Source organism: Streptomyces sp. Inha503 (assembly GCF_047215865.1).
GTDB lineage: Bacteria > Actinomycetota > Actinomycetes > Streptomycetales > Streptomycetaceae > Streptomyces > Streptomyces lycopersici.
Genome location: NZ_CP178360.1, coordinates 12153528 through 12169590, shown reverse-complemented (window position 1 = coordinate 12169590; position 16063 = coordinate 12153528). Strand labels below are relative to the sequence as shown.

Annotated in this window: 14 protein-coding genes and 5 pseudogenes; 9 read left to right on the top strand and 10 right to left on the bottom strand. The window is 67.3% G+C overall.

Annotated elements, in window-relative coordinates:
• The first annotated feature begins 351 nt into the window (after positions 1-351).
• Positions 352-582 carry a hypothetical protein gene (locus ACJX2R_RS50610; RefSeq protein WP_413106209.1) on the top strand — a complete coding sequence of 77 codons (231 nt, stop codon included), beginning with the start codon at positions 352-354 and terminating at the stop codon, positions 580-582.
• Here the strand turns inward: ACJX2R_RS50610 and ACJX2R_RS50605 are convergent.
• On the bottom strand, positions 473-829 hold the full coding sequence (locus ACJX2R_RS50605) for a helix-turn-helix domain-containing protein (protein ID WP_413105686.1): 357 nt from the start codon (positions 827-829) through the stop codon (positions 473-475). The genes ACJX2R_RS50610 and ACJX2R_RS50605 overlap by 110 nt on opposite strands.
• 697 nt (positions 830-1526) lie before the next feature.
• Here ACJX2R_RS50605 and ACJX2R_RS50600 point away from each other — a divergent pair.
• Together ACJX2R_RS50600 and ACJX2R_RS50595 are read left to right on the top strand one after the other, a co-directional pair.
• A complete protein-coding gene (locus tag ACJX2R_RS50600) occupies positions 1527-1961 on the top strand; it encodes a reverse transcriptase N-terminal domain-containing protein (protein ID WP_413105685.1) in 435 nt (144 codons plus the stop codon).
• A gap of 19 nt (positions 1962-1980) precedes the next feature.
• Positions 1981-2793: pseudogene (locus ACJX2R_RS50595) on the top strand (reverse transcriptase domain-containing protein); the annotation flags it as partial.
• A gap of 403 nt (positions 2794-3196) precedes the next feature.
• Here the strand turns inward: ACJX2R_RS50595 and ACJX2R_RS50590 are convergent.
• Positions 3197-3706: a hypothetical protein gene (locus ACJX2R_RS50590; RefSeq protein ID WP_413106166.1), complete on the bottom strand. Its 510-nt coding sequence runs from the start codon at positions 3704-3706 to the stop codon at positions 3197-3199.
• Between ACJX2R_RS50590 and ACJX2R_RS50585 the strand changes: the two genes are divergently transcribed.
• On the top strand, positions 3650-4393 hold the full coding sequence (locus ACJX2R_RS50585; RefSeq protein WP_413106208.1) for a hypothetical protein: 744 nt from the start codon (positions 3650-3652) through the stop codon (positions 4391-4393). The genes ACJX2R_RS50590 and ACJX2R_RS50585 overlap by 57 nt on opposite strands.
• Positions 4394-4490: 97 nt before the next feature.
• Here the strand turns inward: ACJX2R_RS50585 and ACJX2R_RS50580 are convergent, their stop codons facing one another.
• The 3 genes and pseudogenes from ACJX2R_RS50580 to ACJX2R_RS50570 all read right to left on the bottom strand — a co-directional run bounded on the left by ACJX2R_RS50580 (position 4491) and on the right by ACJX2R_RS50570 (position 7694).
• The gene (locus ACJX2R_RS50580) at positions 4491-5186 is read right to left on the bottom strand and encodes an alpha/beta fold hydrolase (protein WP_413105684.1); all 696 of its coding nucleotides are present in this window, start codon (positions 5184-5186) and stop codon (positions 4491-4493) included.
• 44 nt (positions 5187-5230) lie between these two features.
• A pseudogene (locus ACJX2R_RS50575) lies at positions 5231-6423 on the bottom strand (alpha/beta hydrolase).
• Between the two features lie 407 nt (positions 6424-6830).
• Positions 6831-7694, bottom strand: a complete 864-nt coding sequence (locus ACJX2R_RS50570) for a TetR/AcrR family transcriptional regulator (protein ID WP_413105683.1) — start codon at positions 7692-7694, stop codon at positions 6831-6833.
• 253 nt (positions 7695-7947) lie between these two features.
• Here ACJX2R_RS50570 and ACJX2R_RS50565 point away from each other — a divergent pair, with 253 nt between their 5' ends.
• Positions 7948-8802, top strand: coding sequence for a transposase domain-containing protein (locus tag ACJX2R_RS50565; protein WP_413106165.1), 855 nt, complete (start codon positions 7948-7950; stop codon positions 8800-8802).
• Here the strand turns inward: ACJX2R_RS50565 and ACJX2R_RS50560 are convergent.
• Both ACJX2R_RS50560 and ACJX2R_RS50555 read right to left on the bottom strand, forming a co-directional pair.
• Positions 8703-9359 carry a hypothetical protein gene (locus ACJX2R_RS50560; RefSeq protein ID WP_413106207.1) on the bottom strand — a complete coding sequence of 219 codons (657 nt, stop codon included), beginning with the start codon at positions 9357-9359 and terminating at the stop codon, positions 8703-8705. The genes ACJX2R_RS50565 and ACJX2R_RS50560 overlap by 100 nt on opposite strands.
• Positions 9360-9589: 230 nt before the next feature.
• Positions 9590-10066 (bottom strand): annotated as a pseudogene (locus ACJX2R_RS50555) (aldo/keto reductase); the annotation flags it as partial.
• A 154-nt stretch (positions 10067-10220) separates the two neighbouring features.
• On the opposite strand from ACJX2R_RS50555, the pseudogene ACJX2R_RS50550 reads away from it, so the two are divergent.
• From ACJX2R_RS50550 to ACJX2R_RS50535, 4 genes and pseudogenes are all read left to right on the top strand, one after another.
• Positions 10221-10729: pseudogene (locus tag ACJX2R_RS50550) on the top strand (TetR/AcrR family transcriptional regulator).
• 202 nt (positions 10730-10931) lie between these two features.
• Positions 10932-11324, top strand: a complete 393-nt coding sequence (locus ACJX2R_RS50545) for an ester cyclase (protein WP_413105682.1) — start codon at positions 10932-10934, stop codon at positions 11322-11324.
• Positions 11317-12414, top strand: a complete 1098-nt coding sequence (locus ACJX2R_RS50540) for a Gfo/Idh/MocA family protein (RefSeq protein ID WP_413105681.1) — start codon at positions 11317-11319, stop codon at positions 12412-12414. The genes ACJX2R_RS50545 and ACJX2R_RS50540 overlap by 8 nt, the downstream gene beginning before the upstream one ends.
• Positions 12415-12902: 488 nt before the next feature.
• Positions 12903-13490, top strand: coding sequence for a TetR/AcrR family transcriptional regulator (locus tag ACJX2R_RS50535; RefSeq protein WP_413105680.1), 588 nt, complete (start codon positions 12903-12905; stop codon positions 13488-13490).
• Between the two features lie 282 nt (positions 13491-13772).
• Here ACJX2R_RS50535 and ACJX2R_RS50530 read toward each other — a convergent pair whose 3' ends face one another.
• The 3 genes and pseudogenes from ACJX2R_RS50530 to ACJX2R_RS50520 form a co-directional block, all read right to left on the bottom strand.
• Positions 13773-13973: a hypothetical protein gene (locus tag ACJX2R_RS50530; RefSeq protein ID WP_413105679.1), complete on the bottom strand. Its 201-nt coding sequence runs from the start codon at positions 13971-13973 to the stop codon at positions 13773-13775.
• Between the two features lie 96 nt (positions 13974-14069).
• A pseudogene (locus ACJX2R_RS50525) lies at positions 14070-14894 on the bottom strand (3-keto-5-aminohexanoate cleavage protein).
• A gap of 91 nt (positions 14895-14985) precedes the next feature.
• Positions 14986-15945 carry an NADP-dependent oxidoreductase gene (locus ACJX2R_RS50520; RefSeq protein ID WP_413105678.1) on the bottom strand — a complete coding sequence of 320 codons (960 nt, stop codon included), beginning with the start codon at positions 15943-15945 and terminating at the stop codon, positions 14986-14988.
• Positions 15946-16063 lie beyond the last annotated feature (118 nt).

The window sequence follows — 16063 nt, the reverse complement described above, 5'->3', positions numbered from 1 at the left end:
AAGGCGTGAAGAACCTTTCAAAGGCACAGCTCAAGCTTGTCATGGCCGATGAGGAGACAAAGTGGCCAGCTGCTCTCCGATAGACCCGTGGGGCGGCACCCCCGAAGGCCCGGTTGGCCAAGCACTCGGTCTTGGTCGGCGAGCAGCGAGGTGGTCCCGGTTGTCCGGTGCTGTCGCATTGCCCACGGGCGTCCGTCACGACGCGGCCCCCGGGCGCAGACCGGCTCCGGCTTCGTGGGGACGCTCCTCGCACCTGAGCCGCGCGCCCTCAGCAGCCGGGACCACGATGACCACCAACCGCGGGGGTTCCGGGCATCCGTCACACGCTCAGAGGACAGGTCTCAAGCGCTGATGCCTACCGGGCGCGTAAGGCCGGGGCGCCGACGGGCGCTGCCCGCGATGGCGGGCGCGCACCTGGTGCTCGCCGACGCCCGACGCCTGCCGCTGCCGGATGCGTCGGTGGACCTGATCGTCACCTCACCGCCGTACTCCGTGGTGCACGCCCACATCGCCTCCAGATACGCCTCCGGCGAGTCCTCGCAGCCGATCTGTCCCGGGAGGTCTTCGCCGTTGCCGCCGTAGGAGCGCTGTGCGAAGTACGGCCGACCGTGATGCTGTGCAGCCGCTTCAGGTCGGCTGTGAGCCGGGCTGGCCCGTGCTTGGTCTGCCGCCGCAGCGCCTCGACCAGGTCCGCGACGTCCTCTGCGGTGCGGGCCGGGCACGTGGCAGGCCGGGAGGAGTGGTCGAGCAGGCCGTTCTCGCCGTGCGCCCGCCAGCGGGCGTGCCACTTGGCCAGGTTCGACCAGCCGCCTGAACCGATCCCGGACATCCCGCAGCAGCTCACGTTCGAGGACTTCGTGTAACCAAGGTCCCGGGAGTGCGACACGAAGTCGCAGTAGAGAAGTAAGGACAGCCAATGAAGCAGAGATAGAACGGCTGGCCTTCGAGCCAGTGTCCAGGCTCGTTCCCGCGCTCACATGCGTCGCTGGCAACGGCGGGGTATGAAGCTGAGCGTTCAAGCCCAAGGGCGACTCGGCCATCGAGGAACCACAGGTGAGGGGAAGGCTGGACGGGCGAACGCAAGTGAACCCTTGACGACGCCCAGTGAGGTTGAGGCTGTGCGATGGCATGCAGACGGCAGTCGCAGGACCTGACGCTGGGAAGCGTAAAGCGACTCCTGGGGATCTCGTTCCAGGAGGCGGATACCGCTGGTCCCGGGGTAGAGAGGGCGCCCACCCCAGCCGCACCTTCCTATTGCGGAACGTGGAAACCCCGTCGGGGACCAGGCTGCGGCCTGGTGAGCCGACCGCAAGGAGAGCCGATCTCCCCGGCGGGACAGGATGATCCAAGAAGCGAAGGCCGGTAGGCCGAAAGGCCAGGGGAAACCGGGAGGCGGGCGCTTCACCCGCCCTCGTATAACCCGCCGGATACGGGCCCCGGTGGCCCGGCCCGAAAGGGTGCCCACGTGGATCAGGTGAGCCTATGAAGCTCCGAAGCGAAGACGTCTGAACCGAAGGGCAAGTTGGATGCCGAAGCCGCAGATGCAGGAGACGGCCTTGGCCGCATCCCACGCGGCCGCGGTGAACGGACCGGAGGACGAAGCACTCGACTGGCACGGCATCGACTGGGGCCAGACCGAGGAAAATGTACGGCGGCTGAGGCGGAGGATCTTCAAGGCGACGCAGGAAGAGGACTGGAAGAAGGTCCGCAGCCCGCAGAAGCTCATGCTGCGAAGCCGAAGCAACACGCTGGTCAGCGTGCGGCGGGTGACGCAGCAGAGCCGTGGTCGCAAGACCGCCGGCATCGACGGGAAGCGAGCCCTCACCCCAGCGGAGAGGGGCAAGCTGGCGACCGAGGTCCACCGGTCGTCCACGCCCTGGAAGGCCAGGCCGGTCAAGCGAGTGTTCATCCCCAAGAGCAACGGGGAAGCAACGACCGCTCGGCATTCCGGTTATCCGTGACCGGGTCCTCCAGGCCCGGGTGAAGAATGCCCTGGAACCCGAGTGGGAAGCGCGGTTCGAACGGAAGTCCTACGGCTTCAGGCCCGGCCGCGGCTGTCATGACGCGATAGCCGCCATCTTCGCCACGGCGAAAGGGAAGGCTGCGAGACGCCTGTGGGCTCTCGACGCAGACCTGGCAGCGGCGTTCGACCGCATCGATCACGAACACCTGATGTCGTCCATCGGGCAGTTCCCCGCCAGGGAACAGGTCCGGGGATGGCTGAAGGCGGGAGTGATGGATCGCGGCCGATTCGCGCCGACCGACGAGGGAACCCCTCAAGGCGGCGTGATCAGCCCCCTGCTGCTGAACATTGCTCTGCATGGGCTGGAGAAGGCTGCCGGATGCCGGTACTCGACCGAAAAGGGGCGCGAGTCCTGGTCGATGCCGGACTCTCCAGTCCTGATCCGTTACGCCGACGACTTCGTCGTGCTCTGCCACGACGAAGATCAAGCGCACCTGGTCAGGACGCGGCTAGACGAATGGCTGGAGCCCAGGGGTCTTCGCTTCAACGACGCGAAAACCCAAGTCGTGCACCTCCGTGAGGGCTTCGACTTCCTGGGCTTCACCGTGCGCCGTTTCGGAGAGAAACTGATCATCAAACCCAGCAAGGCAGCCGTCATGAGGTTCCGGGAGCGGTTACGGACCGAGATGAGGTCCCTGCAAGGGGACAACACCGAGGCCGTACTGCGCAGAGTCGTCCCCCTCGTGCGGGGCTGGGCGGCCTACTACCGGACGGTGGTGTCCACGGAGACCTTCGCGTCTCTCGACCACTACACGTGGCACCTCACGTTTAAGTGGGGAAGGCGACGCCATCCGAGGAAGTCAAGGTCGTGGGTCAAGGCCCGCTACTTCGACAAGTTCAACCCGTCCAGAAACGACGGCTGGGTGTTCGGCGACCGCGACACCGGCGCCTTCCTCCCCAAGCTGGCCTGGACAGGCATCGTCCGACACCGGATGGTCAAAGGAGCGGCATCCCCGGATGGTCCGTCCCTGACCGACTACTGGGACAACCGCCGCCGAACAAAGGCGCCGCCGCCGATGGACAGGACCAGTCTCTATCTGGCGGCACGACAGCGAGGGCTGTGCCCTCTCTGCAAGCAGGCGCTGATCGCCGGGGCCGAATACGAGCCGGACAATCTACGTGAGTGGATGGCCTGGTTCGCGGCCACGAGGAAGATGCTCCACAAGCATCACTTCACCTACCGGCGCGACGGCGGCTCGGAGAGCGAACGAATCTCCGCCTCGTGCACTCCGAATGCCATCGCCAGCACCATGCGAGCGACGGCAAACGGACCACACCCTGCTGACCTGCGAAGCCCATGGGGCTTGCTTGAGCCGAGCTGCGGGGAAAGCCCGCACGGCCGGTTCTGAGGGGGCCGGGGCCCAGCAATGGGCTCCGGCTACCCGTGAAGGGTGTCAATATTCCGATCAGGCTGCTGAGCTGGGCGTTTTCTGCGGATGATGAGGCAACCGGGGCGACGTGGTTGCGGTACTCGTTGAGCAGCCCGCCAAGTACCTGGCGGCGTCTGACCGTGGCAGCGGGAAGAGGAATGACATTCGGGTCGTCGTCGGGGGCACATAGGTCCAGGCTGCGGTGGGCCCGCCCCGCGTTGTAGTGCTCGGCGTACTGGTTGAGGACAGTACGCAGGTGCCGTTCACCGGTGATCAGGAGTCGGTCGGGGCACTCGGTACGGACTGTGCGTATCCATCGTTCGGCGAACGCGTTGGACCGTGGGCTCTGCGGCGGAGTCGGGATGACGGCTGTGCCGTTGCCGGAGAAGACGGCGTCGAAGGCGGCGGTGAACTTGCTGTCCCGGTCCCGGATGAGGAACCGGAAGCATCCGGCCCTGTCGCCGAGGTCCATGAGCAGGTTGCGGGCGAGTTGCGTGACCCACCCGCCGGTCGGGCGGGCGGTGACGCCCAGGACATGGACACGCCGGGTGGCGATCTCCATAACGAAGAAGACGTAAAGACGCTTGAAGAAGACGGTGTCCACGTGCATGAAATCGCAAGCGAGCAGTGCGTGAGCCTGAGAGCGCAGGAAGGAACGCCAGGTCTGCTGGCTTGCTCGCTGCGGTGCGGGCGGCAGACCGGAGCGGCGCAGGACGCGCCGGATCGTAGCGGCGGCCACCCGATGGCCAAGCCGTCGCAGCTCACCTTGGATCCTGACGTATCCCCAGGTCGGGTTCTCTCACGCCAGGCGCTGGATGAGCGCCGCAATCTCTTCTGCCAGCGGTGGCCGACCCGGTCCGACCGCTGTCTGACGCCACTTCCAGCGCACCAGACGGCGGTGCCAGGCCGGCAGCGTCCCCGGGGTGACCAGCCGATAGCGGCGCAAGGCGGATGGCAGGTGCCGTGCGAGAGCGGAGAGCACGGCACGATCAGCCCATGAGAGCCGTGGCCTTACAACGTGCCCGGCGTGCAGCAAGGCGTGATCCGAACGAAACGGCCCAAGGCGCCACTGGTGGATCTCCGTGTGGACACAATACTCAGCCGTGAACGGCGTTGAGGACGGCGGCGAGCTTTCCCGGCGCGCTGATCATTGCCATATGACCAGTGTCGAGATCGATAACCTCCGCCCGGAGCAGCGCGATGGATCGCTGCTGTAGCTCCTCGACGTAACACTGGTCCCGGGTGAGGTGGACGTAGGTCCGTGGGATATCCCTCCGGTAGCCGCTCAGGTCCACGGTCTCGCTCAGCAGCGCGGCCGAATCGTCGGCCAGCCGGTCCAGAGCGGAGGCGGCAGTCGCCTCGTCCATGTCGTTGCACAGCATCGTGGCAGCGCCCTCACGGGTCTGCTGGTAGACCCCGGCGGTGATGGACTGCTCGACCAGATCCCGCACGCCGGGATCAATCTGATCGAGCACCCGGGATCCGTCGGGAGGTACGACTGCCGACACGAGGACGACCTGACGGATCCGTTCGGATATGAGGTCCAGGACGCGCGGTACCGTAACCCCCGCGAAGGAGTGGCCGACCAGCACCAGGTCCCGGAGGTCCCTCGCCTCGACGTCCTCTCGGACCGCATCGGCGCAGTCCGAGAGCGTGACCGTACCCAGTGGGACGTCAGCCCTCATCCCGCGGCCAGGAAGGTCGACTGCCAGCGCTTCCGCGTTCAGGTGTGGGATCAGCTCGTCCCAGCAGTCCGCGCCGAAGCCGGCGCCGTGAATGAGAACGAAAGACATGCGCGACCTCCTAAGCCACGACAGGGAGCTTAACTGAATTCATATCAGCAGCCTATAGTTTCTGATGGCCCTTGCTGTGATGGGCGGATCAGTTCTCGGGCCGGGCAGGTGCGCTTCATCGTGTGGCAAGACGAGGGCACGGACGCACAACGGCAGAAGATCGAGCCGTCCGAACGGCACAGCCGCGGGCTCACCCCGCCTCGATCGCCTCCATGAGGAGCGGGAACGCCCGCCTTGTCGAACTCGCGCGCCCAGTAGGGCCACGTGTGGGAACCGGTGTAGGTCTCGAAGGTCACGTCGAATGCGAGGCTGGATGCCCGCTTGACGAACTCCCGGTTTTGCAGCAGTTGAGAGGCCTCGAATCGGACGGAGACGTCAGAAGGGTCGGCTCCAGGTGGATCCAACGGTCCGATCCGTCCGTTGCCGCAGGACACGAACAACTTCGTGTCACGCAGGTTCTTGACCAGATCCGCCGGGTTGTGCGCTGCCCACACGGCGCGCTGCGCCGTTGGATCGCCGAAGAGGCCGAGCGGGTCATACCCGTTCGGCGCGATATGCGTCCGCAAAAGCCAAGGAGCATACCGGCCGGAGGAGACTGGCTCGACGGTCGGGTGGAGCGTATCGAGCGTGCCGCTGAAGGACGCCGCCGCCCGGAAGAGACCGGGATGGCGAGCGGCGTACGACATCGCGCCGAAGCCCCCATCGACAGGCCGGCAATCGCGCGTCGGTCGGCGGCACGGAGCCCCCGCACAAGGATCTGCGAGAGCTCCACCAGGTGGAACGTCTCCCAGCCCGGCTTGTTTCCCACGCCACGGGCCCACCAGTCCGTGTAGAAACCGAGCTCTCCGCCGTCCGGCATGACGACCAGCACGTCGCGCTCACGCGAGAGGCGCACGATGTCATGGTGCCGCGTCCAGTCCAGATAGTCGCCGCAACCGCCATGGAGGAGGTAGAGGACCGGCCATGAGGCTCGGGGCCTCGACCCGAACCGATGCGGAAGGTTGATGCGTACCGACGCGGTGTGGCCAAGCGCGACCGAGTCGATCGCAACGTCCACCGTGCACGGATCAAGATAGTCCTGCGCGATCACGCTCGCGCCAATTTCGGCCTGGACTCCAACCAGGTTCGGACCTCGCGCATCGCGGCCGCTCGCCAGAGCGACACCCTGCGACGCCGCCGCAGCGACTCCAGCCGACGAAGCAACCCCGAAGAAGCGCCTCCGTTTGAGTGTCGCCATCGCGAGCCTCCCCACATAACGGACCGGATCGTCCCCGCTCGCACACCCGACGCCCAACGGGTGAAGTGACTTCGATTCATAAAGAGGATACAAACGTCGGCTCGCGCGCGTCAAGAATCGGTCCCGGCGCCGGAGCGGCGTCCACGTCGGCCACCCGCCCGTTCATCGTTGCGGTGCAAGCGTGGCCGGGTCGACGGTGGAGATCACCTCGGCGTGTTCGGGGTGCCCGGCCGGACGTAGCACGCGATCAGGCTACTGAGCTGGGCGTTCCCTGTGGATGTTAAGGCAGCCGGGGTGCCATGGCGCGGTACTCGTTGAGCAGTCCACCAAGTAGCCGGCGGCGCCGGACCCCGGCAGCGGGAAGAGGAACGACGTTCGGGTCGTCGTCAGGAGCACGTAGGCCGAGGCTACGGTGGGCCCGTCCCGCGTTGTAGTGCGGATGAGAAACCGGAAGCACTGCCCTGATCACCGCCGGATTCCCCACCTCGCTGTCGCTGCTGGCCTCCGTGCTCACCTGTGTCGTGGGGCCGCTGCCCAGCATCTGGGGCGGGGTGCTCACGGACCGTTACGGCGCCCGGCTGCCGCCACTGGTCGGCCATGTGCTCAGAGCGGTACAGGTTCCCGTACGGGGGCATCGACCGCCACAACGTATGGGACCGCCGGTCTATTGTCGAGGGCGGTGTCGCTCGCGACCTGTTTCCGGGCTGCGAGGGCGGGCCGGGCTCAAGGGTAGTAGCGCCCCGCGGACCAGCGTTCCAGAGCCTGGTCGAGGTGCCGGTCGAAGCGGCCGACAAGATCGACCGTCGGTCGAGGAGCCACTGGATCTCCAGGCCGTCCATGGTGGCGAAAAGAGTGCGGATCTCCGCTTCCGCCTGGGCGTCGGTGAGCGGCGGGATCTGGCCGGTGGCCGCGACGTCGAGCAGTCGCTGGACGAGGGTGCGCACCAGGGTGGCGTACCGCTGCTGGATGAAGGGTCGCGCCGGGTGCTTCTCGTCGGAGGACTCGCCGGTCAGGCGGATGAACAGTTCCAGCAAGCCCCGGTGTTCGACGTGGTAGCGCATCACGGCGCGGAGTTGGTCGATATACGCCAGGCCGCCCTCGGCGTCACCGGTGATGCTCGTGGTCTGCTTCGACCACCACTCCGGGACGGCGGTCAGGAGTTCTTCCTTGCCGTCGAAGTGACGTAGCAGAGCCGCTGGCGAGACGCCGACGTCCGCGGCGATCTGCCGCATCGAGGCGCCGTTGTATCCGTGCTCGGTGAAGCTCTTCACTGAACCTTCCCCAAGGCCAGGTAGTTAAGGGATTTCCGCCGCTGTCAAGGGGGTTGGTGCAAGTCTGAGGCCTGAAGCAACGGGGCTCTCGTTGTACTGCTCGTCGTCTAAGACAGCGGACAGGAGAGTCCCGTTGGCCCCATATTGCGTACCACCTGTGGCAGACGGTGTTCCGGAGGGGCTGATCGCTTCGTCACGCGGGCGATACGCGCCCGCGCACCTGGGCGAGTTGGGTGCGTTGCTGCCGCCGGAGTTGGTCGATGCGGTACTGGAGGAGCACGGAGGCCGGCACTCACGGCTCCGCGATCTTCCCTCGCGCTGTGGGGTGTACTTCGTTCCCGCGATGTGCCTGTTCCCTGAGGTCGGCTACGGCCTTGTGTGGCGCAAGCTCACCGCCGCTCTGGGCTCGTTGTCCATGGTGGGTCCGACGGCGAAGGCCCTGCGCGATCTACGCCGGCGCATCGGCATCGCCCCGATGCGAGCCTTGTACGAGACCGTGGCGGGACCGCTCGCCCAGCCTTCCACCCCGGGAGTACGTCACGGTCGGTACCGCACCGTGTCCTTCGACGGCTGCTCCGCGATCAGGCTCCCCGACAGCGGTGCGAACCGGGCGGCCTTCGAACCGGCACGGCGGCTGGCCGATGCTCCGGCTGATGACCCTGGTCGAGACCGGCACCCGGGCACTGATCGGCTCGTGCTTCGGTCCACCCAGCGAGGGCGAGGCGGCCTACGCCCGCCGCCTGCTGCACCTGTTGACGCCGGACACGCTCCTGCTGTGGGACAAAGGCTTCGATGGCAACGACTTCCTCGCCGAGACCTGCGCCACCGGCGCGAAGGTACTGGGAAGACTCAAGTCCAGCCGGATCACCCCGGTCCAGGCCCGCCTCGACGACAACTCCCACCTCTCCCGGCTCGGCACCGTGACAGTCCGCGTCATCGAGGCTCGGATTACCGTGACCTGCGCAGACAAGACCACCTTCACGGGCTCCTACCGGCTGATCACCACGCTCACCGACCCCCTGGCACCACCCCGCCCGCACCCTCGTCTCCCTCTACCACGAACGCCGGGAACATCAATCCGCGTACTACGCGTTGCGTCACACCCTGATGAACAGCCGCGTCCTGCGCTCGAAGGACCCCGCCGGCGTCGAACAGGAGGTGTGGGCCACCCTCACCCTCTACCAGCTCCTGCGCACCGCCACGGTCGACGCCGTCCAGACCCGTCCGGACATCGATCCTGACCGGGCCGGTTTCACCATCGCCCTCCAGGCAGCTCGCGACCAGCTCATCCTCGCCGCACCCGCCACGGGCGGCCTCGGACGAGCCACCGAGATCGGACGCCGCGTCCCTGGACTCCCTGCTCCCGGCCCGTCGCCCACGCGTCAGCACTCGCAAGGTCAAGTCCACCACCGTCCGCAACGCGGAGCGCCTCAACGACGGTCGCCCCGACCGCTCCACCCCGATCACCCCTCTCACCACGGAAGTCCTGCCCCCTTCAGAACGGAGCCAGTACCCCGAGACCACCACGGACGAGCGCACCCTGCCCAGGGCTTCACCCCAGCGTCGCAGCGAGAAAATCATCGCCTTCCTGCACTCCGAACCCGACCGAACCTGGAGTGCCAAGGAGCTCTCACGCCTCCTCGGTGACATCACCGTCCAGTCCATCTACCGCCAGCTCAGCCGCCTGGCCGACCGCCGTCTCATCACCAAGGTCAGCCCTGCGGCCTACACCCTCCCCCCCTTGACAGCGGCGGAAATCCCTTAACTACCTGGCCTTGGGGAAGGTTCAGGCGGTTCTCCACCCACACCACGCGGCACCTCTGCTTGACCGACCTGGCCCGGATGGGCTGGGAACTGCACGCCATCGCCACGTTCACCGGTCACCGCCACGGCGTGAGCGCGGCGGGGCCGGCCTCCGACAGGCCGATGTGGCGGATCTTGCCTTCGGCCACCAGTTCGGCCAGCGCGCCAACGGTCTCTTCGATGGGCGTGCCGGGGTCCACCCGGTGCTGGTAGTAGAGGTCGATGTAGTCGGCACCCAGGCGCTTCAGCGATCCCTCCACGGCCAGGCGGATGTTGGCCGGGGTGCTGTCCGGAGCCGTGCCACCGATGTGGGAGATCAGTCCGAACTTGGTCGCCAGCACAACCTCGTCTCGGCGCCCCTGCACGGCCCGGCCGACCAGCCCCTCGTTGATGAAGGGGCCGTACCCCTCAGCGGTGTCGATGTGGGTGACCCCGAGGTCCAGAGCGCGGTGGATCGTGCGGATCGACTCGTCGTCGAACTGGCCGGCGCCGATGTAGAACGCCGACATTCCCATGGCTCCGAGACCGATGCGCGAGACCTTGAGGCTGCCGAGCGAAACGGTTTTCACGGCGCGGACTTCCCTTCCCATCAATTAAGTACCGGTCGGTGCAGAACCGCAACCCTAGTACATCAAGACCGACCGGTACTGAACTGCGCTCGCCAACTGGGTAGGGTGAAACTACTGGTCAGCGTAGATCTGTACCGAGAGGTACGCTTGTGGCATAGGTAACTCCCGTAGGGCCGTCATGGGTCGGCCTCGAGAATTCGACATCGACCAGGCGCTGGAACGCGCGATGCGGGTGTTCTGGGCGCGAGGTTACGAAGGTGCAAGCCTCGCTGAACTGACCGGCGCCATGGGGATCACCAAGACGAGCATGTACGCGGCCTTCGGCAACAAGGAGCAGTTCTTCCGCAAGGCCCTCCAACGCCGACCCCTCCCGACGGCCCCTCCGGGTGCCTGACCGTCCAGGGTGCGCTGGCGTCGAGCAACGAGAGCCGGGCCGTCCACGACCTGCTTGTCGACTGGCGCAACGACGCGGGGGTCCGCCTTGAGCAGCGCTTCCGGCGTGCCGTCAACGAGGGTGATCTTCCGCGCAACGCCGACCCTCGGCGTCTTGCCCGGTTCATCATGACGATGGGTTTCGGCATCGCAGTGCAGGCCGCCAACGGCCTCGGTCCTGCTGAGCTCGATGAGATCGTCGACACGGCGTTGCTCGGCCGGCCTGCATAGCGGCTGCACCCCTTCGCTCGCCCCGGTGAGACATTCTCCGCGCATGAGGGCCGTGACGGTGCGGCAAAACTTCGGTACCGTTCGGTGCAGAAGTTTCGAGCTGTGGTTCCTCCCCCTGCCGACGATCAGCGCGACGGAACCGTCAAGGGCCGTAGCGAAACACCGAGCATGACCTCCGCTCCGGGGGTCGAAGAAGTGGATCATGTCCGACACCGACCTGCGCGAGTTCTACCTGCGCTACATCGGGGCGCTCAACGCCCACGAGATCTACCGCATGGACGAGTTCGTCAACGACGAGACCACCCTGAATGGCGAGCCGGGCACTCGGGACCAGGTCATCGCTGTGCTGAACGGCGCCATCGACGCGGTCCCGGACTTCCACTGGGAGCCCCGGGAGATCGCGGTCGATGGTGATCGCCTGGCCGCCCGTCTGACCAACACGGGCACGCCCGCCAAGGAGTGGCTCGGCGTGGCTCCCACCGGCGCCTCGTTCGAGATCGACGAGTACGCCATCCATCAGGTTCGTGACGGGCGGTTCGTGCACATGACGGCCCTGCACGACACCGAGACCCTAAGGCGGCAGCTCGATGCCTGACCCCCGTAAGCCGATCGGCGTCGGCATCGTCGGCCTGAGCGCCACAGGAGGCTGGGCGGCCGGGGCTCACCTGCCCGCGCTGAACGCCCTCGACGGGATCGAGCTTCGCGCGCTGGCGACGAGTTCCGAAGCCTCGGCCCAGGCCGCGGGAGCGGCGTATGGCGTACCCGCGTACACGTCGGTCGAGCAGCTCGCCAGCGACGAGAACGTCGACCTCGTTGTTGTCGCCGTCAAAGTGCCTCAGCATCGCGAACTCGTGTTGCCCGTGCTGAAGGCGGGAGTGCCGGTGCTCTCCGAGTGGCCGCTCGCCGTCGACCTGCGCGAGGCCGAGGAGATGGAGCGTGCCGCCGGGACGACGCGCACCTTCGTCGGTCTTCAGGGACGCTCCTCGCCTACCTTCCGCTGGCTGGCCGACCTCGTGTCCGAAGGATTCGTGGGGGAAGTGCTTTCCGCCACCGTCGTGGCGTCTTCGACCGAATGGGGCACTCCGGTGTCTCAGAACATGGTCTACACGCTCGACCGCAAGCTCGGGGCCACGATGCTGACCATCGCGTTCGGACACGCGATCGACCTGGTGTCGATGGTCGTCGGAGAGCTTCAGGAAGTGGTTGCTACGACCGCGACCCGGCGCCGCCAGGTTCCCCTCGGGCGCACCGGGCAGGTCGTTCCGATGACCGCCGAGGACCAGATCGCGATCTCGGGCACCGTGGCGGGCGGGGCGATCCTGTCCGTCCACCACCGTGGAGGCGCGGCATCGGGTGCAGGGTTCTCTCTGATCATCGACGGCACGGAGGGCAGACTAGAGATTACTGCGGCCGAGTTCCCGCACATCGGTCCGGTCACGGTGTGTGGCACACGCAGCGGCGGTCGGCCTACGAAGGTCACGCTGCCCAGCGGCTACGACGACTATCCCGGCCTGGCCGGAACAGTGATCCACACGCTGGTGCACGCCTACGCCGCGATTCGGGACGACCTCATCCACGGAACAGCCGCTGCCCCGGACTTCACCCACGCCGTCAAGCGCCACAGACTCCTTGACGCGATCGTACGGTCCGCCGCCACAGGCCAACGAAAAGCCCTCCACCCTTAGCACGAATGCCTCGGTGGCCTGCACGGCCCGGGCGTGGTCCTGCGTGGGTTCGTCCGCCGGGGGCCAGCACCTCGCCGACCCGAGAGCGGGCGATGATCCACTCCTTCCAATCCAGCTCGGCCTCGATGCGGTCGGCCTCCTCTCGCAGCTCGTCCACGCGACGGCGAGCACCCAGCTCACGCTGTTCCAACAACCCAACCGCCGACGGCTTCCACGACCTCCCGGGCAGCGACAGCACGACAGGTCACTACTCCCACGAGGCCGCCGACCCTACGCCCGACCAGCGGAAACGCAGTCTTCAACTCCGGAAAGACAACAGCTCCTTACCTCGCGAGCGTCCACAGCAGGCAGGCAGAGCCGACTGCTGGCCTCGGCCTTCGCCTTTTGCCAGTCATCAGGAGTGCGGGCGGTCCTGCTGCTGGGCGCGCCGCCAGATACGATGAGCCACACACAATGCATCCGAGTGCAGGGGCCGTGAGGTGGCGAACGTGCCGGAGACCGTGCAGGGGGGTGCGCGGCACCGCGGCACTCAGACTCGCGACCGGCTCTACGAGGCGGCGGCCGCGCTGTTTGTCGAGCGTGGCTATGAGGCCACCACAATGGCTGACATCGCCGAGCGCGCCGGTGCCTCACGCCGCACCGCGTTCAACCATTTCCCCAGCAAGAGCGACATTCCGATGCTGTGGACACGCCGTATGGCCGACATCGCCGTGGTCGAGGCAACAGGCGCCTCCGACGAGGTGCCCGAGCGGATTCGTGCCTACCTGCACCTGATCTGCGAGATGGTGCAGGCCGAGCCTGAGCTCTCGCGGCAGATGATGTTGGGCTGGACCGCGGCGCTCGGGCCGATCCGCTACGAGTCCCAGCTGCTGGCGGACCTCACCCCCCTTCTGAGGGAGGGCCAGGCGCGGGGCCAGGTAGACCGAGGCATCGACGTTGATGTGGCAGCCCGTACCCTCAGCGACATGTTCATGGGCGCGACCCTCCGATGGGTCCGCGAGCGCGACCGCCTGCTCCAGGACACGGTCGACGAAGGCGTCGAACTGGTCCTCGCCGCAGTGCGTCCGCGGTCTTGATGGACACTTGGTTCCGCTGTCGGATCGACCTGCCGAGCTTGCCGAGGGCTACGTGACTGTCGGCGGCCCGCGCAGACGTTCCGCTTCAGCCGCGGGTCGCTCACCCCGAAGGAAAGGGTGGGCGACGACTTGGCCGGGCGACCGCTGTCGTGGCGGCGTGGAATGCACTTCCGGTGACCTGTGCCCGGGCCAGTCCCGCGTGCGCGCGGCTGGACCGCCGACTTCGCGTGCCGTGGCCTCGACCGAGTTCTACGAACGCCTGGCCGGCGTGCGTCGGTCGCCTCACCGAGTTCGCTCGTCCGCGACGTCTTCGTGCGTTCTCAGGTCCCTGTTGCGCGCCGCGTCGTCGTCGTCCTCCAGCGATGCCAACCCGACCTGGCTGCTGAGCGGCAGGTTGCTGACAGGTGGGTGGGTGACGGGCTTGCGGCGCCGTGCATGGGGCGCCAGGTCGGCCTCGCCCGAGCGCACGGCCCGATCACTCACTGCGGCACCAACGAGTCACTCGAGCCAACCCGGCCACGCCCGTGAGAGGACGGGTTACGAAGGCCAGGTGAAGAGTCCTGGCCCTGTCCTGCCGCCTCAGGTGTTCGCAGGTACGGCCAGCCGCAGCCGCTGGGCGGCCTCCTCGACTGAGGCGATCGGCAGGTCGAGGGCTTGTGCGAGGTCGGCGGCGCGGCGGACCAGAGGGGTGTTGCCGGGGCTGAGTTCGCCCTTGCGGAGGAACAACGTATCCTCGAGACCGGCGCGGGCGTTGCCACCCATGGCCAGCCCGATGGCAGTGAGTCGCAGGTTCGCCTTGCCGATTGCGATGATCCGCCACACCGCATTGTCTGGCAGTCGCCCGACGAGCGTGTGCAGGTTCGCCGGGGTCGCCGCGGCGCCGCCGCGTACTCCGAGGACGATGCTGAACTGGGGGTCGCCGGAGATGAGCCCCTCGTCGATGAGCCGCAGGCAGGCGTCGAGGTGGCCGGTGTCGTAGATCTCCATCTCCGGTTTGACGCCGAGCTCCTGCATCCGAGCCGCGAGCCGACGTACGTCGGCCGGAGGATTGCGAAACTCTCCGGCCCCGAAACTCATACTTCACGGATTGAGCGTCGCCATCTGCGGTCGCAGTTCGACCAGGCGGGCGCGGTCCTCAAACTCCACGCCCAAGCCGACCCCGGTCGAGATCTGGATGAGAATCGGGCAGGCATCGCGGATCAGCCTCACCGTGCGCTCCGCGGTGGCCAGGTCGGCGGTTGGGCGGCCCCCGACGTCGCGGAAGTGAAGGTGCGCGACTGCTGCGCCCTCGGCGTACGCCTCGGCGACGGCGGTGGCGATTTCTTCGGGGCTGGTCGGCAGGCTGGGGTTGTCTCGCTTGGTGGCGATGGGGCCGGTCGGTGCCACGGTGATGATCACGGACATGGAGAACCTCCTGCGAGTGCTGGACGGCATCCCGTCGTCGACGGTGGGCACGTGCTCGGGGCCGGACGCACGCGGAGCTGGAGCCCGTGCTTCACCGGGAGTCATCGATTCGCAGGACGATCTTGCCGCGCACCTCGGCGGCGTCGATCGCGCGGTGCGCGGCGGCGACCTCGGACAGCGGCAGCTCGCGAGTGATCCGCGGACGGATGCCGCCGCCGACAAGGTACTCGCTGAGCCGGGCCATACGGGCGGGGGTCGCCTCGAAGAATCGGTACTGAAACTGCTGGCCGCGGGCGCGAAAGTCGTCGGTCTTGGGTGCGTGGACGCACGAGGCCACCCGCCCACCCGGACGAACGATCCTGGACAACTGCGCCTGGGCGTTTCCACCGACCGTGTCGACGGCGGCATCGACGCCGGTAGGAGCCAGGCGCGCGACGGCCGAAGCGACGTCCTCGGTGCGGTAGTCGATCGTGTGGGCGGCACCCAGCTCGCGGACGAAGTCGTGGTTCGATGCCCGGGCCACCGCGATGACCTCCGCGCCCAGTGCGACCGCCACTTGGACGGCGAAGTGCCCCACGCCACCCGCTGCACCCAGGACCACGACCGTGTCCCCGGAGCGTATCTCCAAAAGCTCCTCCACCAGGACCATGGCTGTGCCGCCCGCGCACGCGACCGCCGCGGCGTCGCGCATGGACACCCCGGGCGGCACCGGCGCCAGCTGCGTCGAGCGGGCCGGCGCCAGCTCGGCGTACGTCCCGTCGCCCGCATAGTCGTGTAGGAAGAAACCAAACACCGCCTGACCTGGCTTGAACGGCGAGCCGGACACGCCGATCTCCTCCACGAACCCCGCACCCTCTAGCCCGAGCACGAGCGGGAAGTGGTGCCGCGCCCGAGGCGCGAACTGGCCCTGCCGGATTCGGGAGTCGCCGGGGTTGACCCCTGCGTGGGTCAGCCTGACCAGCACGCTGTTGGGCCCGAGCGGCGGCCGGTCCACCTCACGCTCGTCGAACCGGTCGGGTCCGCCGAAGCCGTCGCACACCACCGCACGCATCACTTGCCTCCTTGAGCCCCTCCGGGACCACGGTGTGGTCTTTCGGGTCGCCCTGCGGTGGCCATGCTGCACTCAAGTGCAGTCTGGTGGCAACCCCGATTGGTCCCAGCCGTCGAGC

What these genes read in the sequence shown, in the direction of transcription:
- ACJX2R_RS50610 (WP_413106209.1), top strand. Translation starts at nt 352, where the DNA reads ATGCCTACCGGGCGCGTAAGGCCGGGGCGCCGACGGGCGCTGCCCGCG.
- ACJX2R_RS50605 (WP_413105686.1), bottom strand. Translation starts at nt 829, where the DNA reads ATGTCCGGGATCGGTTCAGGCGGCTGGTCGAACCTGGCCAAGTGGCAC.
- ACJX2R_RS50600 (WP_413105685.1), top strand. Translation starts at nt 1,527, where the DNA reads ATGCCGAAGCCGCAGATGCAGGAGACGGCCTTGGCCGCATCCCACGCG.
- ACJX2R_RS50580 (WP_413105684.1), bottom strand. Translation starts at nt 5,186, where the DNA reads ATGTCTTTCGTTCTCATTCACGGCGCCGGCTTCGGCGCGGACTGCTGG.
- ACJX2R_RS50560 (WP_413106207.1), bottom strand. Translation starts at nt 9,359, where the DNA reads ATGGACTGGACGGTGATGTCACCGAGGAGGCGTGAGAGCTCCTTGGCA.
- ACJX2R_RS50545 (WP_413105682.1), top strand. Translation starts at nt 10,932, where the DNA reads ATGTCCGACACCGACCTGCGCGAGTTCTACCTGCGCTACATCGGGGCG.
- ACJX2R_RS50540 (WP_413105681.1), top strand. Translation starts at nt 11,317, where the DNA reads ATGCCTGACCCCCGTAAGCCGATCGGCGTCGGCATCGTCGGCCTGAGC.
- ACJX2R_RS50520 (WP_413105678.1), bottom strand. Translation starts at nt 15,945, where the DNA reads ATGCGTGCGGTGGTGTGCGACGGCTTCGGCGGACCCGACCGGTTCGAC.